The sequence below is a fragment of the Vibrio sp. 1CM24A genome (assembly GCF_023161725.1).
GTDB lineage: Bacteria > Pseudomonadota > Gammaproteobacteria > Enterobacterales > Vibrionaceae > Vibrio > Vibrio coralliirubri.
In genome coordinates, this window is sequence record NZ_JALNTS010000010.1 from 118,805 (window position 1) to 140,719 (window position 21,915).

Here is a 21,915-nt window from a genome sequence, read left to right on the forward strand (position 1 = left end):
CGTCCGTTATTGCTTGATTCTCAACTAACAGACTCTACATAACAGGCAGATTGTGGGGCTCATTTTGTCGCTATGCGTGTTGAGATTCACTCACTGCTACAGCCAATGCAACCGTCGCTCCGACCATTGGGTTGTTGCCCATGCCGATGAAGCCCATCATCGCCACGTGAGCAGGAACTGAAGAGCTACCTGCGAACTGAGCATCAGCGTGCATTCTGCCCATGGTATCGGTCATGCCGTAAGACGCTGGGCCTGCTGCTACGTTATCTGGGTGCAATGTTCTACCTGTACCGCCGCCTGAAGCAACTGAGAAGTATGGCAAACCTTGGCGAGTGCGTTCTGCTTTGTAGATACCCGCTACTGGGTGTTGGAAGCGAGTAGGGTTGGTTGAGTTACCCGTAATACTGACATCTACCTCTTCTCTGTGCATGATAGCCACACCTTCACGTACGTCATCAGCGCCGTAACACAAGATGTCGCCGCGAGGGCCTTGTGAGAAGCGGCGACGTTCAGTTTCAACAAGTTCACCTGTTTGGTAATCGTATTGAGTGCGCACGTAAGTGAAGCCGTTGATGCGCGAGATAAGATAAGCCGCATCTTTACCTAGGCCATTTAAGATCACTTTCAATGGGTTTTTGCGTGATTTGTTGACGTTTAGCGCAATTTTAATCGCACCTTCTGCTGCAGCAAAAGACTCGTGACCCGCAAGGAAGGCGAAGCAGTGGCTCTCTTCATTGAGAAGACGAGCGGCTAGCGCGCCATGGCCGATACCGACTTGGCGTTGTTCAGCAACACTGCCGGGTTTGGTGAATGCTTGAAGACCTTCACCAATAATATTTGCCGCTTGTTCTGCGCTGGTGGCTTTACGAAATAGCGCCAGTGCTGAGCCAAGGATATAGGCATCGGCAGCGCTTTCAAAAGCGATAGGTTGAGTGTCCATCACTAATGCTTTTGGGTCGACATTATGTGATAAACAGTATTGGTTCGCTTGCTCCAAAGAGTCGAAGTTCATTTCTGCCAATACGCGAGTTACTGATTCATTAAATTGAGTGTTCATCATATCTTTCCTCTAAATTGGCAAAATTACTGTTGGCGTGGGTTAATAGTGGTCACGGCTTCATCGAAGCGGCCATAGGTCCCTGTCGCAAGGTCGGCCGCTTCATTCGCTGGCACGCCTTGGTTAATTGCCTTCATCATTTTGCCGAGGTTGAGATATTCGTAGCCAATCACTTCGCTGTGATCATCAAGTGCAAGCTTGGTTACGTAACCTTCTGCAAGCTCTAGGTAACGTACGCCTTTTGCAGCGGTTGAGTAACTGGTACCCACTTGGCTGCGCTGTGTTTGACCTAAGTCTTCTAATGCAGCGCCAATTTCTAAGCCGCCTTCAGAGAAAGCTGATTGAGTTCGACCGTAAACAAACTGCAGGAAGATTTCACGCATGGCTACGTTAATAGCGTCACACACTAAGTCAGTATTGAGCGCTTCAAGAATAGTTCTTCCGGTGAGGATTTCTGCTGCCATCGCGGCTGATTGAGTCATGCCTGAACAACCAATTGTTTCGATTAGTGCTTCTTCGATGATGCCGCTTTTTACGTTCAGCGTTAGTTTTGCTGCACCTTGTTGTGGTGCACAAGTGCCGACGCCATGGCTTAAGCCAGAAATAGCGATGACATCTTTTGGACTAACCATAGCGCCTTCAACTGGAATTGGTGCTGAAGTGTGTAGATCACCCCTTTGAATAGGGCACATTGATTGAATTTCTGAAGAGTAGTGCATAATGTTTTCTCACTATTAGAGTCATTGAAGACCTAGGGCGTTGAGAAAACAGGACGTGTTGGAAGAGGTGCGGCTAATTCACTACAGATCTTGAGTATCGATAATCCAAAGGCGTCATGAAACTTGGTCTTATAGACTAAGTTCATTTCAAAATGGAGGAATAGCGATACATCCAACAGTATTACCTGTTTTCGATTCTGTAGGAGTCATTAGCACTGTTCGGAAAGAACGGGCGGTTGAAGCAAAAGCTTAGGTGGAACCCCATCACCTGATGGCTATAGATTAGATCTTTATCACACTTTCATGCAAGCGAATGTTTAGAGCAATTTCGACTATAAACAAGCTTCATTATATTTCGATAAGTATAAAAAAACGCCAATAACGAACTCTGATTAGAGGCGTCATTGACGTTTTTTAGAAAGCGATCAGCTAGTTACGCTGCATCTTCTTCTGCGTCTTCAACAGCTTCAAGCTTCTTGGCTTTTTTCGGAGCTGGTTTACGCTTAGCACCTAATGCGTAAAGAACTTCTTCTTTGTTCTTCGCTAGGTACATTGCAAGTTCTTCTTGCTTGCCTTCATCTTCAACTAAATCGCTTTTGCCTAAAAGTTCAAAAAGCTCATCAGCCATATCCAGCATTTTGTCGTATGCGTCGGCTTCGGCTTTAGAGGTAAAAGTCATTTTCTCTTCTCCGTTGCGTTCCACCACGTACTTGACGATAACAGCCATGGTTAATCCTCTAAGTTTGATAAATTTTACTGGCTTTTTATACAGTTTCTGATGCTAAAAGTCCAGTTGGAGCCCTAACTATGCGGCCTCAATCTTGATGTGTAGCCCAGTCTTCACAATAACTCATGAAAGATTTCAGCAGCGGGCTCTGGTATTTGTCTTTGTGTACCAGTATCCAGAAACGTCGTTTCATGTCGAGTGGCACATCGAGCGCTTTTACTCGGCCTGAATCAATCGCTCGTTGTGCCGCCAGTCGTGATAGACATGCGAATCCAAGATTGGCGGAAACTGAATTGATGATCGCCTCTGTGGTGTTGAGTTCAAAGGATTCATACCAATGTTCGATGCGCGGTGCGACGGCACGAAGGAAAAACTCACGAGTCCCTGATCCTGATTCACGCAGGATCCAGTGACTATTTTCTAAATCGCTTAAAATCACTTTTTCTTTGGCAACAAGAGGATGTTGATTACTAACAATAATACACATTTCATCGCTGCTAAACTGACTCGAAATGAGTTCAGGGTGTAATGTTTTTCCTTCAATTAGCGCGATATCAAGTTCATAATCCACCAACTTTTGACAGATCAATGCACTGTTTGAAATGAACAAGCTTTGATCCTGATGTTGAGTTCGTTCGCGAAAGCCTGACAAAATAAACGGTGCGACCTGATTACCAATCGTGTCACTCGCGCCGACCTTTAGATTGCCACTTAAAGGTTGGTCATCACGGAACAAGACATCAATACCAGCAGCACGGTGTAATATCTCATCCGCCAATGGAAGTAACTTATGTCCCTCCTGGTTGAGAATTAATCGGTTGTTGACCCGGTCAAATAGGGAGTGGCCGAGTTGTTTCTCCATTTCGCCTAGTGCCATGCTGACAGCGGCCTTAGACAGAAACAGAGCCTCAGAGGCAGCAGTCAATGTTGAGTGCTGAGTAATAGTGACGAACACTTTAAGTTGTTTAATTGAAATATTAGCCATCAGATTCCTAGTTTTACTCTGCTGGTGAAAATGGATTCTGTTCAGTATTGATGAACACTTGTTATATATAATTGGATATTGTTTAACGAAGCGCAAGCGTATTATGGCTTCAACAAGCTGATGAGTTCACAAGTTTAGTGAATTAAGTTTAAGAGAGGCTGACATGATTCAACGTATTAAATATAGATTAACAGGAGCTCCAACACCCATGGCAGGGTTAGCACTAGCAATCGCAAGCTTAGGCTGGTGCTGGGATGGCGTTTTAGTCGCACAAGGTATTTTACACACTCCTGGCTTAGTGCAGTGGATCAGTGCGGGTATCGCGGCGGTATTACTTCTTGTTTTAGCTGTGAAATTTTTGATTCATGGCCATTTATTGCGTGAAGATCTTGCTCACCCTGTAGTGGGTAGTGTGGTACCAACATTTGCGATGGGCTGCATGGTGGTGTCTGCGTCTTTGGCGCCAGTATCTCAATTTTTACAAGAAGCGATGTGGCTAGCGGCGGTTGCTTTACACGTTGTGTTCTTGGTGAGCTTTTTGTACCACAGAGCTAAAAACTTTGAGATTCACCATATGGTGCCAAGCTGGTTCGTACCGCCAATCGGTATCATTGTGGCAGACGTATCTTTCTCGGGTAATCCAGTTTTAGAGCCTGTAGCGAACGCGACTTTGGTATTCGGTTTATTGGTTTACGCTGTGATGCTACCAATAATGGTTTACCGTCTGATATTCTCTCACGAAGTGCCAGATGCAGCAAAACCAACGATTGCGATTATGGCGGCACCGGCAAGCCTATCTTTGGCGGGTTATCTAACAGTGACAGCAAGCCCTTCACCAGTGATTATTGGTTTGCTATTTGGTATCGCGGTGTTGATGACGTTCATTATCTATATGGCGTTTTACAAACTACTTCGTCTTCCATTCAGCCCTGGCTATGCAGCGTTTACCTTCCCAATCGTGATTGGTGCAACAGCCTTGTTTAAATTGGCTGCGTGGATGCAAGCACAAGGTATTGAAGCGCATTACATTAACCAAGTGTTTAACCTAGCGTATCTTGAATTGATTGTGGCTACGTTGGTGGTAGGTTATGTTGCTGTTCGTTACTACATGAATTACAAACCACATCGTGCTCTAAGTTCGGTAAACGGTAAATTGTAATCCGCATTAGTTCAAAAGATAAACGGACCTTAAGTTTTCAGTATTTCATAAGCTTATATTCCTAATCCAAACACGGCACTTATGCTAATCTGGCTTTATATTGTGGCAAGATTAGCGTGAGTGCACTTTGTTTACTGTTTACCATTCCAATAAAGTTGATACTTTAAAAATCCTTCTCGTTCACTTAATCAAAAGTGACCCTTTAGCCAATCCCTTCGAAAAAGAGCAGATCTTGGTTCAGAGCCCAGGTATGTCTCAATGGCTTAAGATGGAACTCGCCAAAGAGTTTGGCGTAGCAGCAAATATTGATTTCCCACTTCCTGCAACCTTCATTTGGGATATGTTTACCCAAGTGCTTCCTGATGTACCAAAACGCAGTGCTTTTAATAAAGAAGCGATGACGTGGAAGCTGATGAGTTTGTTACCCGCGAAACTTGACCACCCTGATTTCTTACCCCTACAGCGCTATCTTGAAAACGACGAAGATGACTCTAAATTGTATCAATTGGCAGAGAAAATTGCCGATATCTTCGATGGATACTTGGTGTATAGACCTGAGTGGATGGCGATGTGGGAAGCGGGAGAGCCCGTTGCAGAACTTATCGATGATGAGGGACAGCAAGAGCACCCTTGGCAACCGATTTTGTGGCAAGCGCTCTATGATCAGACGCTGTCTCAAGGCCAATCAAAATATCACCGTGGTAACTTGTATCACGACTTTATTGAAGCGCTAGCCAACCAACAAGGTCAGCTACAGAGCTTACCTAAGCGTCTGTTTGTGTTTGGTATTTCTTCGCTGCCTCCTCGTTATATGGATGCGTTGAAAGCGCTAGGTGAGCAGATTGATGTGCACTTGATGTTTACCAACCCTTGTCAGCATTACTGGGGCGATATTCGTGACCGTAAATACTTGGCGAGAGTCGAAGCACAGCGTCGCAAGCAGTTTGCTCTGGTTGATGGTTTACCTCAGCTTGAAGGCGAAGCCTCACCATTGAAAGATGGCATTGAAGCTAATATTGAAGACGAACTGCATACCAGCCAAGCGGTCGGTAATAGCTTGCTGGCGTCTATGGGTAAATTAGGCAGGGATAACCTGTTCTTGCTATCTCAATCAGACAGCGAAGAGCACGAATTTTTTATTGATGTTGAGAGAGATAATCTACTTCATCAACTACAAGCCGACATTCTCCAGTTAGAAGAACATCAAGACGACCACATCTTAGATTCCAGCCACCATAAACAGGTGGTTGAGCTTGGCGATCGTTCTCTGACTGTACATGCGTGTCACAGCCCAATGCGTGAGGTTGAAGTCCTTCATGATCAGTTGTTGGCAATGTTTGATGCTGACCCGACACTGAAACCACGCGATATCATTGTGATGGTGTCTGACATTAATGCTTATAGCCCAGCGATTCAGGCGGTATTTGGTAATGCTCCGGGTGAGCGTTATATCCCATATTCAATCTCAGATAGAACCGCCGACCAAGAAAGCCCAATTCTGACCGCCTTCATACAGTTGGTCGCGCTACCGAACACGCGTTGTTTAGCGTCTGAGTTGTTAGAGCTATTAGAAATTCCTGCGATGATGGCACGCTTTGGTATTGATGAGTTTCAATTCGAGCAAGCCAAGCAATGGGTTGAAGAAGCGGGCATCCGTTGGGGTGTCGACTCTTCTACCGCAACGGAATTTGATCTACCTGCAACCGAGCAAAATACCTGGCTATTTGGTATTCAGCGCATGTTATTGGGCTATGCGATGTCGGACTCTGCGGGCTTGTTTGAAACTGAACACTCTCCGATTGCCGCTTATAATGAAGTTCAGGGTATTAACGCCGAACTTGCGGGTAAATTAGCGCACTTTATCGATCGTATTGCCCATTATCGTCAACGCTTAACTGAAACACAATCTATCGATATGTGGCGTGAAACCTTGCTGCAAATGATTGATGATTTCTTTGCGGTTGAGCTGGAAGGCGAGGTGGTGCTCAAATCGATTCGCGATGCACTTTCACAACTGAATGAACAGCTTGATGATGCCTTATACGAACAAGAACTGTCGCCAAGCATCATTTATCAGTACCTAAATAATAAACTGTCGGGCGCCCGTATTAGTCAGCGTTTCTTAGCGGGGCAAGTTAACTTTTGTACCCTGATGCCGATGCGTTCGATTCCGTTTAAGACTGTCTGTTTATTGGGCATGAATGATGGGGTTTACCCTCGTTCAATGCCGCCAGAAGGTTTTGACCTGATGAACGGGCGCACACGACCTGGCGATCGTTCTCGTCGTGATGATGACCGCTATCTATTTTTAGAGGCGATGCTGTCAGCGCAAGAATGTTTATACATCAGTTATGTCGGCCGTTCGATTCAAGATAATACTGAGCGAGTGCCGTCGGTATTGGTTTCAGAGTTGATTGAGTACTGCCAACAGAACTATTGCTTAAGTGAAGATCAAGCACTACCAAGCGATGATTCAGGCATCAAGCTGACTCAAGCGATCAGCTTTGAGCACACCATGACACCGTTCAGCCCCGCTGCGTTTACTCAAGGTGATGCGAGCCATGTATTGAGTTATGCCAAAGAGTGGTTACCTGCGGCTAACCGTTCAGGTGAACGCAGTGGTGAGTTCAATCGCGCTTTGGATGACTATTTGCTTGGTGCGACCTATCCATTGGAGCTCGATCTGGTTGAGCTACAGCGTTTCTGGCGCTTGCCAGTGCAATACTTCTTTAATCGCCGTCTAAAAGTAGTGTTTGAGCCGCCGCTTCCGGTAATGGAAGACGATGAGCCGTTCGTGCTTAATGGCTTAGAAAGCTTCCAGCTTAAAGATGCGCTGCTGCAAGTGTTACTAGACCACCCTGAAGGCGCAGACAAAGCCGTTCGATTGTTTGTCTCTGAGCAAAAAGCACAGGGCCGATTACCGGTCGGAGCTTTTGGTGATATCGAATTTGAAACCAACCGTGTTCAAGCGGAAGACTTAGCCAAAGAGATTCGATTTGTGAGCGGATCACCGCAACAAGATCTCGAAGTGAATATCGAGTTTGACGTGTTAGGCGAAGGTAAGCCTGTTCGCTTGATGGGGTGGTTAACTCAAAACTATCAGTCAGGTCTGGTGCGTTTCCGTAGCGGCAAAATACGCTCTCAAGATTACTTGGCTGCGTGGATTGATCATCTCTCCTGCGCTGTCATGGGGCACGGAAAAACGACCCATATTATTGGCTATGACAGAAAAGAGGGCGTGGTTCATCAAACGCTACAACCTATCGGCGATGCGCAGCAAGCGAAGAGTATATTAGCTGAGTTAGTACGACTGTTTTATCAAGGCATGACAGCACCATTGCCTTACTTCCCGAAAACCGCATTAGCTGGTGTTGAAGCGGGCTTTAGCCGTGGTAAGTGGGTCGATGACGAAGAAAAGTCACTCAAGAAAATGGCCGATACCTTTAATGATAGCTTCGCCTTTACGGGCGAGGGCAGAGATACCTACATCTCACGAATTTGGCCTAAGTGGGATGATGAACTGGCTGCTCAATCACGTATGTACTCGACACTTGTGTTGCAGGCGGCAAGGTTGGCTTCAGCCGATCTGGAAGATCAGGAGTAGGTGGCTGTGATCGACAAGATCAATAGCGAGTGCGCTGAATTAATGAAAGGCAAAAGAGAGTCGCTGGTAAGCGTTTGGGATGCTTACTTTCCAGGTGAAGAGAATCAAGGTACAGGAAATAAAGTGGCCGCCAGTAAATCATTATTAGTGTAGGGCGTTCGCTGTACGGCCACAGGTCAGAGGGACCATTATTCTGTGGTTCAAAGTAACGTCGTAAAGTACAAAACTCGTACGCGCTCCTGAACTCGTGGGCGCATAGTAGCGAGGCGATCCGAATTGATCCGTGAGAGAGATCGCACTAACTATTAACAAATTAGCGTAGGACGTAAATTGAATGACGTTTTCCATGCTAGGTCACATTTGTAACAACACATTTATCAGAAGGCAGTAAGGCATGACGACCACAAGCAGTGTTCAGGTAATCGCTCCAAAAACACTCGATACCATGACGTTTCCACTTCATGGCGCGCGTTTAATTGAAGCATCGGCGGGTACGGGTAAGACATTTACCATTGCTGGCTTGTACTTACGCTTACTGCTGGGGCACGGTACAGCTGCGCCACAAGGTGATCTGACGGAAGCCACACGACACCATGAGCCACTAACCGTAGACCAAATTCTGGTGGTGACCTTCACTGAAGCGGCAACAGCAGAGCTGCGAGATCGTATCCGTGCTCGTATTCATGATGCACGCATTGCGTTTGCACGTGGGCAAAGTGACGACCCAGTGATTGCGCCTTTGTTACAAGCCATCGATGATCATGCTGGCGCGGCTAAAACTCTTCTTAACGCTGAAAGACAAATGGATGAGGCTGCGGTCTACACCATTCACGGTTTCTGTCAGCGAATGTTGACCCAAAATGCTTTTGAATCAGGAAGCCGTTTTGATAATGAATTTGTGACCGATGAAAGCCATCTGAAAGCGCAAGTGGTAGCAGACTACTGGCGTAAGCAGTTTTACCCGTTGCCGATTCAACTGGCTGGTGAGGTACGAAATATTTGGGGTTCTCCCGCTTCGTTATTGGCTGACGTAAACCGTTACCTGACGGGCTCTCCGCTGAAGCTAACGGTAGATGCGATGTCGGGCGACCTGCAAACTCTACACAATCAAAACCTAGACAAAGTGAAGCAGCTTAAAGCGCTGTGGTGTGAATCTGAAGCGGACTTTTTGGCTTTGATCTCTGGCTCGGATGTGAACAAGCGTAGCTACACTAAGAAATCTCTGCCGACATGGTTAGAAGCGGTGACAGCATGGGCACAGAGCGACACCCATGATTATCAGTTCCCAGATAAATTAGAGAAGTTCTCTCAAGCCACTCTAATTGAAAAAACACCAAAGGGCACTGCGCCTCAGCATGCCGTTTTCGAAGCGATTGAAGATTTCTTAAATCACCCAGCCGACTTGAAAGCTCCATTGCTGGCGCATGCGATTACCCATTGTCGAACTATGTTAGCCAAGGCGAAACAACAGAAGCAGTGGCTATCATTTGATGACTTGCTGACTCAGTTATCGGCGTCGATTGATGTCGATGAGCAATCCTTGCTGGTGGAAAGAATTCGCACGCTTTACCCGGTGGCGATGATCGATGAATTCCAAGATACCGATCCGCTTCAATACAGTATTTTTAGCCGAATCTACCTTGATAACCCGCAATGCGGTCTGTTTATGATCGGTGACCCGAAACAGGCTATCTACGGTTTCCGTGGCGCGGATATCTTTACTTACATCAAGGCAAGAAACCAAGTTAGTGCTCACTATACGTTAGGCACTAACTGGCGTTCGAGTGCTGACATGGTCAGTGCGGTAAACCAAGTGTTTATGAATTCAGATAGCCCGTTTATCTACGACCAAGACATTCCATTTTTGCCCGTAGCTGCTAGCCCATCGGCTGATAAACGCCAATGGGTGATGAACGGAGAAACTCAGCACGCACTGACCTTTTGGCTGCAAGAGGCTGAAGATAAGCCATTACCAAAAGGCGAATATCACAAAGCCATGGCCGAGGCGACAGCGAGTCAAATTCAAACCATTCTGACCGCATCTCAAAATCAACAAGCCTATTTTGATAACGGCAAAAAACAACATGCCGTGAATGCAGGTGATATTGCTGTCTTGGTTCGAACCGGTAGTGAAGGTCGCCTGATCAAGAACGCGCTCTCTGAGCAAGGCATCGCGAGCGTGTATTTATCCAACCGAGACAGTGTGTTTACCAGCTTGGTCGCGCAAGATATTCAACGTCTACTGCAAGCGGTGCTGACACCAGAAAATGATCGTGCATTACGCGCCAGTTTAGCGTCGGAATTGTTTGCTTTGGATGCTGCATCATTGGATGAACTCAACAACGATGAAGTGGTGTGGGAAAACGTCGTTAACGAATTTAGAGAATATCGTAAGTTGTGGCTACAGCGCGGCGTGTTACCCATGCTGCGCAGCGTGATCAGCAAACGACATCTCGCGGAACGCTTACTGGAAGAAGAAAATGGTGAGCGCTCACTCACTGATTTGATGCACATTGGCGAACTGCTACAACAAGCAAGGCAAGAGCTCGACAGTGACTATGGTTTGTTGCGTTGGTTGGCAGAAGCGATTTCCGATGCTCAGAATGGTTTAGGTGGCAGTGAAGACGACATTCAACGCCTTGAGTCAGAAAGAAACTTGGTTCAAATCGTTACTATTCATAAGTCGAAAGGTCTGGAATATGACCTCGTATTTTTGCCGTTTGTCGCGAGCTACCGGGAAGCGAGCGAAGGTAAGTTCTACGATCATGATTCAGATACCACAGTACTGGATATTACTGGTAGCGACAGTGCCTTAGCACAAGCCGATAAAGAGCGATTGGCGGAAGATCTACGTTTGATTTACGTAGCGCTGACTCGAGCGGTCTATGGCTGTTTTATTGGTATGGCACCGCTACGTAAAGGGCGTTCAACCAAAGAGCCAACTGGCGTTCACTTGAGTGCTATGGGTTATTTGGTTCAAAACGGACAAGAGCAAGGCATCGCCGAGTTGCACCAAGCTCTATCTGCAATTGAGGGTAAGAATTTCAGTGTGCTGTTAGCCGAAACACCTACCGCTCACGAACAAATTTTTGTGCAAACAGAGCAAGTGAGTGACGACTTACAGGCCAGTGAACTTAAGGCTGCAATTGACCGAGCTTGGCGTATCACCAGTTACTCGGGGCTTGTAAAGCAAGGCAGTCACGGTGCGAGCCATGACGCGACTATTGAGGTGTCTGGTTTTGATATTGATTCTGCTGATGAAAAAGACGAGTCGGAATTGATTGAACCTGAACGTTCTATATTCACCTTCCCTCGAGGCGCTCGTCCGGGCACCTTCTTACATACCTTGTTTGAGGATGTTGAATTTACCGAGCCAGCAACCAGCGAACATAACACGCAAGTAATCACTCACTTATTGGAATCAGAACAATACGAATTAGAGTGGCTCCCCGTGCTTCAACAGCTTGTCGATACGGTGCTGAACACCGCGTTGGATGGTAAGAACTTAAAACTAAGCGAGAAAGACTCAACGCAACGATTAGTCGAGATGGAATTCTTGTTGCCGATCGAAGTGTTAGCCGCATCGGAATTGAATCAAACCATTCAGTATCACGATCCGCTATCAGCAAAAGCGGGTGACCTTGGTTTCCAAACCGTGCAAGGCATGTTGAAAGGCTTCATCGATTTGGTGTTCGAGCACCAAGGTAAATACTACGTGCTCGACTGGAAATCGAACCATTTAGGTGATGACGTTGCCGTCTACCATGGTGAAGCACTGAAATCGGCGATGGCTGATCACCGCTACGATCTGCAATATCAAATCTATGCGTTGGCATTGCACCGCTTCTTACGCAGCCGCGTTGCGGATTACAGCTATGAGCAGCATTTTGGTGGGGTTTATTACTTGTTTTTAAGAGGAATGGACGGCCAATCTCAACAAGGTATTTTCTCGGCTAAACCTACATTGGCTTTGCTCGATGAAATGGATCAATTGATTGACGGCAAAGTGATAGACAGACGTTCAGCACAATTGAATGACAATGAAACTGGACAGATGGGGCTTCTATAATGACAACGACCACCACGAATACCAGCACAGAGACCGTGAACTCAGTTAAGCCTGTTTCCCTGCTCCCTGATCAGCTTCTGGACGTACTAAAGTTCCTCGCTGATAAGGGCTCAATTCGTCAGTTGGATTATCAGTTTGCCCGTTTTATTACGCAGCAAGCGACGAGTCACCCTCAAGAGATCGGCTTTCTGGCTGGGGTGGTGAGCCATGAATTAGGCAAGGGGCACATTTGTACTCAGCTTATTCAGCAGTATACGGTAGGCGCTGAACAAACGGCAGATCTAGCTCAGTTACTTGGGTTATACGGTGAAACTGCCCTGCAATTGAATCAAAAGTTGTTAGATATTGATTGGTTGGCGGTACTTCAATCGTTCAATTTAGTTGGGACAACCAATGAGTGTGTTAAGCCGCTAATGTTCGATGGGCAGCGTGTCTACTTGCAACGTTATTGGAATTACGAAGTTGTGTTGGCTGAGACCTTAAACCGTTTAAGTAAGCCAGTCGAATTCAACACTGATCAGAAAAAAGCGCTGACTGAAACGCTCAATCAGCTTTTTGCACGTAGCTATCACTTTCTGTTTAACGCCTTAGCCAAGGCTGAAGCAAGCCAACATACCTCTCAGGTATTACGCCAACAACTGGTGTGTGATCACCTTGATATCGTTGATGAGCAGGCTCTAGATTGGGGCGCAATCGACCAAGCGATAGTACAAACCAAGCAAGTGACGGACTTAGATGCTCTAGACAGTTTGGTGCCGTTATCGGCATGTTTGAACTGGCAAAAAGTAGCGGCAGCGGTGGCACTTAGTCGCCGCTTTGCGGTGATTTCTGGTGGACCGGGTACCGGTAAAACAACCACGGTAACCAAATTACTGTCGGCGATGGTCGAGCAATCACTAAGCCAAGGTAAAACACCAACGATTAAGCTAGTGGCACCAACGGGTAAAGCGGCGGCGCGTTTAACAGAATCGATTGGTAAAGCGATTGAGCAACTGCCTTTAGCACCTGAAGTAAAAGCCAACATACCAACGGAATCGAGCACTTTACACAGGTTGCTTGGTGCGATTCCTAACCGGGCTGAGTTTAGACATAACCGACGTAATCCACTTCACCTTGATATCTTGGTGGTAGATGAAGCTTCGATGGTTGATCTGTCGATGATGTATAAGCTGGTGGATGCACTTCCTGAACACGCAAGGCTTATCTTGTTGGGGGATAAAGACCAACTCGCTTCCGTTGAAGCCGGCGCGGTGTTAGGTGATATCTGTTCATTCAACTCTGCGGGTTACAGCAGTGCACAAGGCAACTTGATTGCGGAGATGACAGGCTTTGATGCGATAGCCAATACACAGCAGGCAAAAGCGGGAGTCGTTAATCCTCCGGCGATTGCAGATAGTTTGTGTATGCTGCAGAAGAGTTACCGTTTCGATGCGCGTTCTGGTATTGGGCAGTTGGCAAAAGCAATCAATAACGGCTCTGCAAATCAAGTCGACCAAGTGTTTGCCAAAGGATTTGGCGATATTGAGAACCATCCTCTATCGAGTGATAGTTATAACTTGATGCTACGTACCTTGGTTAATGAGTATGGTGCGTATCTCAACCGAATGAATGTGCCATTGGAAGAGTTAGAGACTCAAGAAGCGAGAGCCAAATCGGTACTCGATTTGTTCAGTCAATGCCGACTGCTGTGTTCTATTCGCGAAGGTGATTTTGGTGTTAAAGGCCTCAACCACCGAATTGAAAGAGCGCTTGCCGCAAGACGTTTAGTGAATCCACACAACGACGAGCTGTGGTATCACGGGCGACCTGTAATGGTGACGCGAAATGATCATGGCTTGGGATTATACAATGGTGATATTGGTATTTGTATGCTTGAGGCGGATTCAAGCCAACCTGATTCAACTCCTCGCTTGAAGGTCTATTTTGAGTTGCCCGATGGTAGCGTGAAAGCTGTGCTACCAAGCCGAGTGCCCGATCATGAAACGGCTTATGCAATGACGATACATAAATCTCAGGGTAGTGAATTTGATCTGACCTTAATGATCTTACCGCCGGATTTCAGCCCTATTTTAACGCGAGAGCTTATCTATACCGGTATTACACGTGCCAAGAAACGACTGATGATGTTCAGCGACACAAATGTGTTGAAGCGTGGGATTAAGGTGAAAACAGAGCGAGTGAGTGGTTTAGGCAGTCGCTTAACGAATTAGTTGTTAATTACTGCTAGAAAGGACTTGAACTTAAGCTAGATAAACACGAAGCAACCATCCCTGGTTGCTTTGAACGTTATTAAGACTCTTTGCTTAAAAACGCTCGAGTAAACGATATGTGGTTTATCTTGTACTTTGCTTGGCAATTCAAAATAAACTCTTTTAGATTCTCGCTAACAGGGAATACGCAGTGTACGTCTAGCCCTTCTAAGAATTGGTTATCAGCCATATCCCAAAAACTTTGCAGCGAGTTACAAACAATGGTTCTCATATCAATGTTGCTCTTTTTGCTGTTTATATTAACGAGCAGAGCTAATGTTAGCGTGCTGACCGTCAACGGGTATAGCAATCCGTGCAGTGACCACCTCAATGCATGTGATATGACAACCGAGATGGTAATTCCAATAAAAACATTTGTTATTTTGTTAAAGCGACCAAATTCTATACAATTATACGTGTGAGTGAAAGTGCATAGTTAATAAATCTCATATAGAAAACGATTACATTTGCAATTATTTTTCTGTCGAAGTGAGATTGTGCTCCAAAACTTTATTTATACGTTGAGCGCCAAGATCTTTGAGTTTCTCTGATAGTTGTATAACCCTTGTTTTTCCATCGGTAATTCATCAACCGCTATCTCGTAAAAACCCTGTTCACGGAACCAGTGAAGGCTGTGCGTAGTAAGGACGAAGATCTGGTCGATATCACGAGATTTTGATTGGTGGCGCATGTAATCCAGCAGTAATTGCCCACGGTTTCCATCGCGATAGTCAGGGTGAATCGCCACACAAGCCATCTCTGCCATGTGATCTTCCGGATACGCGTATAGCGCAGCGCAACCAATAATCAGACCGTCTTTTTCGATGATCGTAAAACGGTGAATCTCTTGTTCCAATTGTTCTCTTGAGCGACGAACGAGAATGCCTTGTTCTTCCAAAGGACGAATAAGGTCAAATATGCCACCAATATCGTCAATCTGAGCTTGTCTTACTTGCTCGGCACTAGCCATGACCACTTGGGTTCCAATACCGTCAAAAGAGAACAACTCTTGGATTAATGCGCCATCCACTTTGTAGCTGATTAAGTGGCAACGAGGTACGCCAGCACGACAAGCGGAGATCGCTCCTTTCAAGAAGCGCAGTGTTCCTGTGCTCATGTCTTCGGCAGGGTTTTGAGATTCCGTTAAGCGTTCTAGAATTTGCTTGGCGTCTTTAGGGAAGAGCTCGGCGAGCACATTACCGCGTTCATCTGTTACCCCTTGTTCGGAGCAAAAACCAATCAGCTTGTCGGCCTTTAAACGAATAGCAACTTGGGTTGCGACCTCTTCAGAAAGCAGGTTAAAGCTTTCGCCAGTCACGGAGCTAGCAATAGGGCCAAGCAGTACGATAGAACCTTGGTCAAGCGTGCGATTGATCCCTTCGATATCGATTCGACGAATACGCCCGCTATGGCAATAATCCGTACCGTCATCGACGCCTAGCGGCTGAGCGGTAATGAAATTGCCGCTCATCACATTGAGTTGAGTGCCTGCCATCGGGGTGTTATTCAAACTCATCGAAAGTCGAGCTGTGATGGCAAGTTGTAGTTGGCCTGCAGCCTGCATAGCGACGCCCAAAGAATATTCATCAGTGACCCTAATATTCTTGTGATAAGGCGTATGGCAATCTTGCTTGGCGAGCAATTGGTTGATCTGCGGTCTTGCCCCGTGAACGAGAACAATCTTTACTCCAAGGCTGTGGAGCAAGGCTATGTCACTAATAATGTTACCAAAGTTCCTGTCGGCAACGGCTTCGCCTCCCAGCATAATGACCATGGTTTTGCCACGGTGAGCATTTACGTAAGGGGTTGATTGTCTGAAACCTTTTACTAGCGCTGTACTTCTTAATTTCACAGAACAAGTCCATTTTGTTTATTTATTCGATAATTTAGCATTTAAATTCAAATGTAAACAACACCTTTTTGGAATAAAGCGCAAACTATTCTTATCTAGGCTTCAATATATAAACTGTCTCAGTGTAGAATGCGCATAGCATCCTTATGAGTAGTCACCGAATGCAACAAGCTCCAACGACAAAGAACAAAATCGATGAGATAACCAAAGGCCTCTACAGCGAAGCTGATCAGCGCAATCAATCTAAGTTGAAGCGTAAGATCATTGAACGCTGTTTAATGGTTCTAGCCCTGGTGGGTTCGTTTGCGGTGGTTTCTTTGTTCGGCGATGTGCTTTCCCGAGTGCAAGATGCGGCGACGCCCGACAATCTGATATACGGTACTTGGATAGAGCAGGATGTTGCACATTATGCGACGGATGAGTTTGTTCTGAATGCTAATGGTGTGTCAGTTCGTGGGTCTGTTGTTTCGACGAGCTTTGACTTTGACGGTAACTACTTTGAATACAAGGCGGGAGATAAAACCTATCGCTTCCGCATGACCAATTCTGACAATACAGAAATGGTGCTCGATTCTGACAGTCACTACAATCCCATCTTCCGCCTTAAGGGCCATATCGATAACTCCGTCCGATAGGTTATCTTCTTGTAAACTCTTACAATCTAAGATTGTGTTATCTGACTGTTTTTGTCATCCTCGATGCATAGAATTTTTAGGATGACTCTTGTGATTAAAAAATGGCTTCCCCTTGTCGCTGCCTCTTTGTTATTTGGCTGTGCTCAACCCACTGATCTTGCTCAACAACACCTTGATGACGAATTTCCCCGCACCTTGAATAAGGTCGATCAGGTTGAATCCAATAAACCAAGAGACTACACCGCATTTGCAGAACAAGCTGAGATGGTGGTTTCTAAATCCCCTTCGATGGCTAAAATCTATGAGCCGCTTTATCAACAACTCAATGAGTGGGCGATGCTGAGTGGAGACCCAAGCGAGCTAGCGAATTTTGGCGTTCAAACCGCTCAACTAGGTGGTGGTGATAAACAAGGCAATGTTTTGTTCACGGGCTACTTTTCTCCTGTGATGGAACTGCGCCACGAAGCGAATGAAGAATATCGTTACCCTGTTTACGGGCTTCCTGAGTGTGGTAAAGAGTGTCCAACACGCGAAGAGATTTACAACGGCGCACTAGAAGGTCAGGGCCTTGAGTTAGGTTACTCAGCAAACCGTATCGACCCATTTATGATGGAAGTACAGGGCAGTGGATTTGTACACTTCGGTGATGATGACACGCTGCAGTATTTCGCCTACGCGGGTAAGAACAATAAAGCTTATGTGAGCATTGGCCGTATTCTGATTGAACGAGGCTTAGTTCCACGCGAAAAAATGTCGCTAAAAGCAATCAAAGAGTGGGTATTGGCAAACGATCCTGAAGTGGTCAAAGAGCTGCTTGAGCAAAACCCATCTTTCGTGTTTTTTGAAGCGAGAGACGACCTATCTGTGATGGGCAGCGCGGGCATTCCTTTATTACCTATGGCGGCGGTTGCGGGCGATCGCTCTATCTTGCCTATGGGGACGCCGATTCTTGCTGAGGTTCCATTATTGAATGCTGATGGTACTTGGAGCGGCGCTCATCAACTAAGACTGCTATTGGTTTTGGATACGGGCGGCGCGGTTAAGCAAAACCATTTGGACCTTTACCACGGCATGGGCCCTCGAGCGGGTACAGAAGCGGGCCATTACAAGCATTTTGGTCGTGTGTGGAAGCTCGGTTTAGATGGCAGCGCAACTGAAGCGCCTTGGGCTTTGCCTCCTGAAAAGGTTGAGTAAGCTACAATAAAATAGGGCATTGAAAGCGAATCGCTAATCCCCTAGACTTTTTATTCAAGAGTGCGTATAAAACGCACTCTTTTCTTTTTCTCAGAAATAAATTGGCGGCAACAATGCGTGAATTGACCACTCCAGCTTCAGAAAACTATGACCAACGATTTGGTGGCACCCGTCGCCTATATGGCAATAGTGAAGTCGACATACTTAGAGCAGCACACGTGTGTGTGATCGGTATTGGTGGTGTCGGTTCATGGGCGGTTGAAGCGCTTGCTCGTACTGGTTTAGGTGAGCTGACTTTGATCGATATGGATGACGTGTGTGTAACTAACATTAACCGTCAAATCCATGCAATGTCGGGTACCGTCGGTAAGAGCAAAATCGAAGTGATGGCCGAGCGCGTCAAACTGATTAACCCTGAGTGTAAAGTGAACCTGATTGACGACTTTATTGGCCCTGATAATCAGGCTGAATACCTATCGAAAGAGTTCGACTTTGTGTTAGATGCGATTGATAGTATGAAAGCTAAGGCTTCACTGTTGGCATATTGTCGTAGCAACAAAATTAAGGTGATCACCACCGGTGGCGCGGGTGGGCAAGTCGACCCGACTCAAATCAAAGTGGCTGATCTGACTAAGACGATTCAAGATCCGCTAGCGAAGAAGCTAAAAGACACCCTTCGTCGTCATCATAATTTCCCTAAGAACCCTGCGCGTAAGTTTGGTATCGATTGTGTGTTCTCAACTGAACAGCTGAAATACCCTCAAGCTGACGGCAGTGTATGTGCTGCGAAAGCGACAGCAGAAGGTCCAAAACGCATGGATTGTGCGACGGGTTTTGGTGCGGCAACGGTTGTAACAGCGACGTTTGGCTTTGTGGCGGTTTCACGTATTGTAGAAAAGCTGATTCAAAAGCACGCTAAGTAACGTCTTTTACTCAATTAACAATCGACTGGATATTAAAATGACCACATTCCCAATCTCTCCGTTCGGCACTGAAATTACCAGTGATGATATCGTCGCGAAGATGCAGACATTCAGCGGCTGGGAAGACCGTTATCGCCAAGTGATTCAATGGGGTAAGAAACTGCCAACGATGCCTGATGAACTGAAAAGTGAGCAGGTGATTGTCTCTGGCTGTGAAAGCCAAGTCTGGTTGGTTTCTCAGAATATCGACGGTGTTTGGCACTTTTGTGCTGATTCTGATGCGCGTATTGTGCGCGGTCTGATTGCATTAGTGATGGCTGCGTATGATGGAAAAACATCAGAGGAGGTTCAAGCGTTCGATATTGATGGTTACTTTGAACAAATCGGTTTAATTACCCACCTTAGCCCATCTCGCGGTAATGGATTAAAAGCGATTGTTGCTCAAATCCAAGAGCTAAGTGCTTAATAACAGAAACAAAAAGGGTTGACGCTAAACGCCAACCCTAAATAATTTCGCTACTCGCTAAAGCATATCAACGGCTTTTTCTATCGCCGCTACGAGCTTTTCAACATCATCCATGTTGTTGTAAATACCAAATGAGATTCGAACCGTTCCTTTCACATTAAGTGCATCCATTAATGGGTGAGCACAATGATGCCCTGCACGTACCGCGATCCCTTGCTGATCCAATAGAGTCGCTATATCTTGGTGGTGAACACCATCCATCACAAAAGTAATCACGCTTGCGTTGGGCTGATACCCCAAAACCTGAATGTCATCCAGTTTACTGAGCGCAAGGTAGGTCTCGTGTTGTAGTTGGTGGATATGATTTTCGACATCTTGTTGTACAAAACCACTTAACCATTCTATTGCGGTGCTTAGTGCTATGGCTCCTGCCACATTTGGCGTGCCCGCTTCGAATTTGCCAGGCAGTTCTGAAAAAGTAGTGCCAGAGAAAGAGACGCGCTCGACCATTTTGCCACCACCATGCCAAGGTGGCATCGCTTCTAACAATTCAAGCTTGCCGTAAAGCACACCGATGCCCGCAGGGGCATAGAGTTTATGGCCTGAGAAAACGTAGAAATCAGCGCCTAAAGCAGCAACATCAACCGATTCATGAACGATACCTTGTGCGCCATCGACTACCACAATTGCATTCATCTTATGCGCTTTCTCGATGACGGCTTCAATCGGCTGACGAGAACCCGTTACGTTGGTTATCTGAGCTAATGCAACAATCTTGGTTCGTTCATTTAAAAGCGTATCAAACGCGACTAGGTCAAATTCGCAATCCGATGTCATTGGTACTTTAACGACTTTAGCCCCGGTTTGTTCTGCCACAATTTGCCAAGGAACTATGTTAGCGTGATGCTCCATTTCACTCACTAAGATCTCATCGCCAGGCTGAAGAATACTTCTTGCGTAAGTTTGAGCAATTAAATTGAGCGCTTCGGTTGCACCGCGAGTCCAGATGATCTCTTTTGAAGAGCTTGCACCGATAAACTGAGCGACCTTATCTCTGGCAGCTTCAAACTGACTGGTCGCGTTCGCTGTTAAGCTATGGCTACCACGGTGAACATTGGCATTTTGTTTGGAGTAATATTGGCTAATGGCATCAATAACTACCTGAGGTTTTTGTGTCGTTGCCGCGCTGTCTAAGTAAATCAATGGTTGTTGATTGATGGTTTGTGATAGCGCAGGAAACTGCTCTCGGATGTGATTGATATCAAGCATCTATTCTTACCTAAAATCTTGGAAATTGGTGCCAGCGTTATGCTTAGCGGTATTGTTATTTTATCGCGACTTGTTGACCGTTGCTGACTAATCTTGATGATTCCAGCTATTTTCTTGCTCTTTGACCTGATCGAACAGCTTTTGGTTAACGGGAACTTCTATCTGATGCTTAAGCGCTGTTTTTATTAGGTGTCCAGTGATGAAGTCGATCTCTGTTTTGCGTTGGTAAAACATATCTTGTTTCATGGATGAGTTGTTCTGCGCCGTGGCTTGGATGACCTGCTTGACACTTGCTTCTAATCCGTCGAATGAACAAGCGATCTCTTCGGCCTGCATAACTTTTGTTAGCTCTTCAACGATAGGACTTAAAATACCCTCAAACCTTTGGTCTGCAAGTTCACCATTCTTGATTTGTTCCAACCCAGTAAGTGGATTGATAGCACAATTGATGGCGAGTTTAGCCCAAAGCGCGGTTTCTATTTGTGGGTTCCAACTCACAGCGGGGAGAGCATCATCCAATACATCAACCAAAAACGTGCACTGTTGACCCGTTTGGTTAAAAGCACCTAGCTGGGTTTGTCCTATTCCTGTGTGAGATACATTGTTACGATCGGGTTTAAAGGCTGCTTGGGTGGTGGTCGCCAATACTATCGGGTGAGCATTAATTTGAGTGGCAATGTTGTCGACCGCGCCCATTCCGTTATGCATGAACATGAGAATGGTGTCAGAGTCGACATATTGAAGTAACGGAGTGGTGGCTTCTTCTACTTGCCAAGCTTTGACTGTGAAGATAACCAAATCACTCGTTGATAGCTTGTCGATATTGTTATTGCTGAAGGAAAGTGAAGTTTGCTCATCAAGTGTTAGGTTAATTGAGGTTTCAGGGGAGCGACTCCACAAAGAGACATTATGACCAGCTTGAAGCAATTTAATCGCCCATAAAGAGCCGATAGCTCCAGGTCCAACAATAGTGATGTTCACAGCAATACCGAGATAAGAAAGTGATG

Annotated in this window: 17 protein-coding genes and 1 riboswitch; of the genes, 9 read left to right on the plus strand and 8 right to left on the minus strand. The window is 46.0% G+C overall.

Annotated elements, in window-relative coordinates:
* Positions 1-70: 70 nt before the first annotated feature.
* The 4 genes from MSG38_RS20620 to MSG38_RS20635 all read right to left on the minus strand — a co-directional run bounded on the left by MSG38_RS20620 (position 71) and on the right by MSG38_RS20635 (position 3,488).
* Positions 71-1,060 (minus strand): GGGtGRT protein, encoded by a 990-nt coding sequence (locus MSG38_RS20620; protein WP_248402499.1) that lies wholly within the window; start codon positions 1,058-1,060, stop codon positions 71-73.
* 23 nt (positions 1,061-1,083) lie between these two features.
* The gene (locus MSG38_RS20625) at positions 1,084-1,776 is read right to left on the minus strand and encodes a nitrogen fixation protein NifU (RefSeq protein WP_050644397.1); all 693 of its coding nucleotides are present in this window, start codon (positions 1,774-1,776) and stop codon (positions 1,084-1,086) included.
* 193 nt (positions 1,777-1,969) lie between these two features.
* Positions 1,970-2,054: riboswitch (Fluoride riboswitch) on the minus strand.
* A gap of 155 nt (positions 2,055-2,209) precedes the next feature.
* The gene (locus tag MSG38_RS20630) at positions 2,210-2,503 is read right to left on the minus strand and encodes a YebG family protein (RefSeq protein WP_008223840.1); all 294 of its coding nucleotides are present in this window, start codon (positions 2,501-2,503) and stop codon (positions 2,210-2,212) included.
* A gap of 88 nt (positions 2,504-2,591) precedes the next feature.
* Complete coding sequence (locus tag MSG38_RS20635; protein ID WP_248402500.1) at positions 2,592-3,488, minus strand: LysR family transcriptional regulator; 897 nt, start codon at positions 3,486-3,488, stop codon at positions 2,592-2,594.
* Between the two features lie 208 nt (positions 3,489-3,696).
* Between MSG38_RS20635 and MSG38_RS20640 the strand changes: the two genes are divergently transcribed.
* The 5 genes from MSG38_RS20640 to recD all read left to right on the plus strand — a co-directional run bounded on the left by MSG38_RS20640 (position 3,697) and on the right by recD (position 14,530).
* On the plus strand, positions 3,697-4,647 hold the full coding sequence (locus tag MSG38_RS20640) for a TDT family transporter (RefSeq protein ID WP_248402519.1): 951 nt from the start codon (positions 3,697-3,699) through the stop codon (positions 4,645-4,647).
* Between the two features lie 127 nt (positions 4,648-4,774).
* Positions 4,775-8,251, plus strand: coding sequence for an exodeoxyribonuclease V subunit gamma (recC, locus tag MSG38_RS20645; RefSeq protein WP_248402501.1), 3,477 nt, complete (start codon positions 4,775-4,777; stop codon positions 8,249-8,251).
* Between the two features lie 6 nt (positions 8,252-8,257).
* A complete protein-coding gene (locus tag MSG38_RS20650) occupies positions 8,258-8,404 on the plus strand; it encodes a hypothetical protein (protein ID WP_248339440.1) in 147 nt (48 codons plus the stop codon).
* A 241-nt stretch (positions 8,405-8,645) separates the two neighbouring features.
* Positions 8,646-12,320, plus strand: a complete 3,675-nt coding sequence (recB, locus tag MSG38_RS20655; protein ID WP_248402502.1) for an exodeoxyribonuclease V subunit beta — start codon at positions 8,646-8,648, stop codon at positions 12,318-12,320.
* Positions 12,320-14,530, plus strand: a complete 2,211-nt coding sequence (gene recD / locus MSG38_RS20660) for an exodeoxyribonuclease V subunit alpha (RefSeq protein WP_248402503.1) — start codon at positions 12,320-12,322, stop codon at positions 14,528-14,530. The genes recB and recD overlap by 1 nt, the downstream gene beginning before the upstream one ends.
* Positions 14,531-14,609: 79 nt before the next feature.
* Here the strand turns inward: recD and MSG38_RS20665 are convergent, their stop codons facing one another.
* Entirely contained in the window at positions 14,610-14,801 is a 192-nt protein-coding gene (locus MSG38_RS20665) for a hypothetical protein (protein WP_004735192.1), read from the minus strand.
* 282 nt (positions 14,802-15,083) lie between these two features.
* Positions 15,084-16,421: an amino-acid N-acetyltransferase gene (gene argA / locus MSG38_RS20670; protein ID WP_017065782.1), complete on the minus strand. Its 1,338-nt coding sequence runs from the start codon at positions 16,419-16,421 to the stop codon at positions 15,084-15,086.
* Positions 16,422-16,582: 161 nt separating this feature from the next.
* Here argA and MSG38_RS20675 point away from each other — a divergent pair, with 161 nt between their 5' ends.
* The 4 genes from MSG38_RS20675 (at position 16,583) to csdE (ending at position 19,639) form a co-directional block, all read left to right on the plus strand.
* Entirely contained in the window at positions 16,583-17,056 is a 474-nt protein-coding gene (locus tag MSG38_RS20675) for a DUF2850 domain-containing protein (RefSeq protein WP_248402520.1), read from the plus strand.
* Positions 17,057-17,137: 81 nt separating this feature from the next.
* Positions 17,138-18,250: a murein transglycosylase A gene (gene mltA / locus MSG38_RS20680; RefSeq protein ID WP_248402504.1), complete on the plus strand. Its 1,113-nt coding sequence runs from the start codon at positions 17,138-17,140 to the stop codon at positions 18,248-18,250.
* A gap of 113 nt (positions 18,251-18,363) precedes the next feature.
* On the plus strand, positions 18,364-19,173 hold the full coding sequence (gene tcdA, locus MSG38_RS20685; RefSeq protein WP_081231154.1) for a tRNA cyclic N6-threonylcarbamoyladenosine(37) synthase TcdA: 810 nt from the start codon (positions 18,364-18,366) through the stop codon (positions 19,171-19,173).
* 37 nt (positions 19,174-19,210) lie between these two features.
* Complete coding sequence (gene csdE / locus MSG38_RS20690; RefSeq protein WP_122081923.1) at positions 19,211-19,639, plus strand: cysteine desulfurase sulfur acceptor subunit CsdE; 429 nt, start codon at positions 19,211-19,213, stop codon at positions 19,637-19,639.
* A 57-nt stretch (positions 19,640-19,696) separates the two neighbouring features.
* Here csdE and csdA read toward each other — a convergent pair whose 3' ends face one another.
* Both csdA and panE read right to left on the minus strand, forming a co-directional pair.
* Positions 19,697-20,908: a cysteine desulfurase CsdA gene (csdA, locus tag MSG38_RS20695; RefSeq protein WP_086971009.1), complete on the minus strand. Its 1,212-nt coding sequence runs from the start codon at positions 20,906-20,908 to the stop codon at positions 19,697-19,699.
* A gap of 87 nt (positions 20,909-20,995) precedes the next feature.
* Positions 20,996-21,889: a 2-dehydropantoate 2-reductase gene (panE, locus tag MSG38_RS20700; RefSeq protein ID WP_248402505.1), complete on the minus strand. Its 894-nt coding sequence runs from the start codon at positions 21,887-21,889 to the stop codon at positions 20,996-20,998.
* Positions 21,890-21,915 lie beyond the last annotated feature (26 nt).

Bases quoted from the DNA above. Each gene is read 5' to 3' on its own strand.
- MSG38_RS20620 (WP_248402499.1), bottom strand. From the start codon at position 1,060: ATGATGAACACTCAATTTAATGAATCAGTAACTCGCGTATTGGCAGAA.
- MSG38_RS20625 (WP_050644397.1), bottom strand. From the start codon at position 1,776: ATGCACTACTCTTCAGAAATTCAATCAATGTGCCCTATTCAAAGGGGT.
- MSG38_RS20630 (WP_008223840.1), bottom strand. From the start codon at position 2,503: ATGGCTGTTATCGTCAAGTACGTGGTGGAACGCAACGGAGAAGAGAAA.
- MSG38_RS20635 (WP_248402500.1), bottom strand. From the start codon at position 3,488: ATGGCTAATATTTCAATTAAACAACTTAAAGTGTTCGTCACTATTACT.
- MSG38_RS20640 (WP_248402519.1), top strand. From the start codon at position 3,697: ATGGCAGGGTTAGCACTAGCAATCGCAAGCTTAGGCTGGTGCTGGGAT.
- recB (WP_248402502.1), top strand. From the start codon at position 8,646: ATGACGACCACAAGCAGTGTTCAGGTAATCGCTCCAAAAACACTCGAT.
- recD (WP_248402503.1), top strand. From the start codon at position 12,320: ATGACAACGACCACCACGAATACCAGCACAGAGACCGTGAACTCAGTT.
- MSG38_RS20665 (WP_004735192.1), bottom strand. From the start codon at position 14,801: ATGAGAACCATTGTTTGTAACTCGCTGCAAAGTTTTTGGGATATGGCT.
- MSG38_RS20675 (WP_248402520.1), top strand. From the start codon at position 16,583: ATGCAACAAGCTCCAACGACAAAGAACAAAATCGATGAGATAACCAAA.
- mltA (WP_248402504.1), top strand. From the start codon at position 17,138: ATGACTCTTGTGATTAAAAAATGGCTTCCCCTTGTCGCTGCCTCTTTG.
- tcdA (WP_081231154.1), top strand. From the start codon at position 18,364: ATGCGTGAATTGACCACTCCAGCTTCAGAAAACTATGACCAACGATTT.
- csdE (WP_122081923.1), top strand. From the start codon at position 19,211: ATGACCACATTCCCAATCTCTCCGTTCGGCACTGAAATTACCAGTGAT.
- csdA (WP_086971009.1), bottom strand. From the start codon at position 20,908: ATGCTTGATATCAATCACATCCGAGAGCAGTTTCCTGCGCTATCACAA.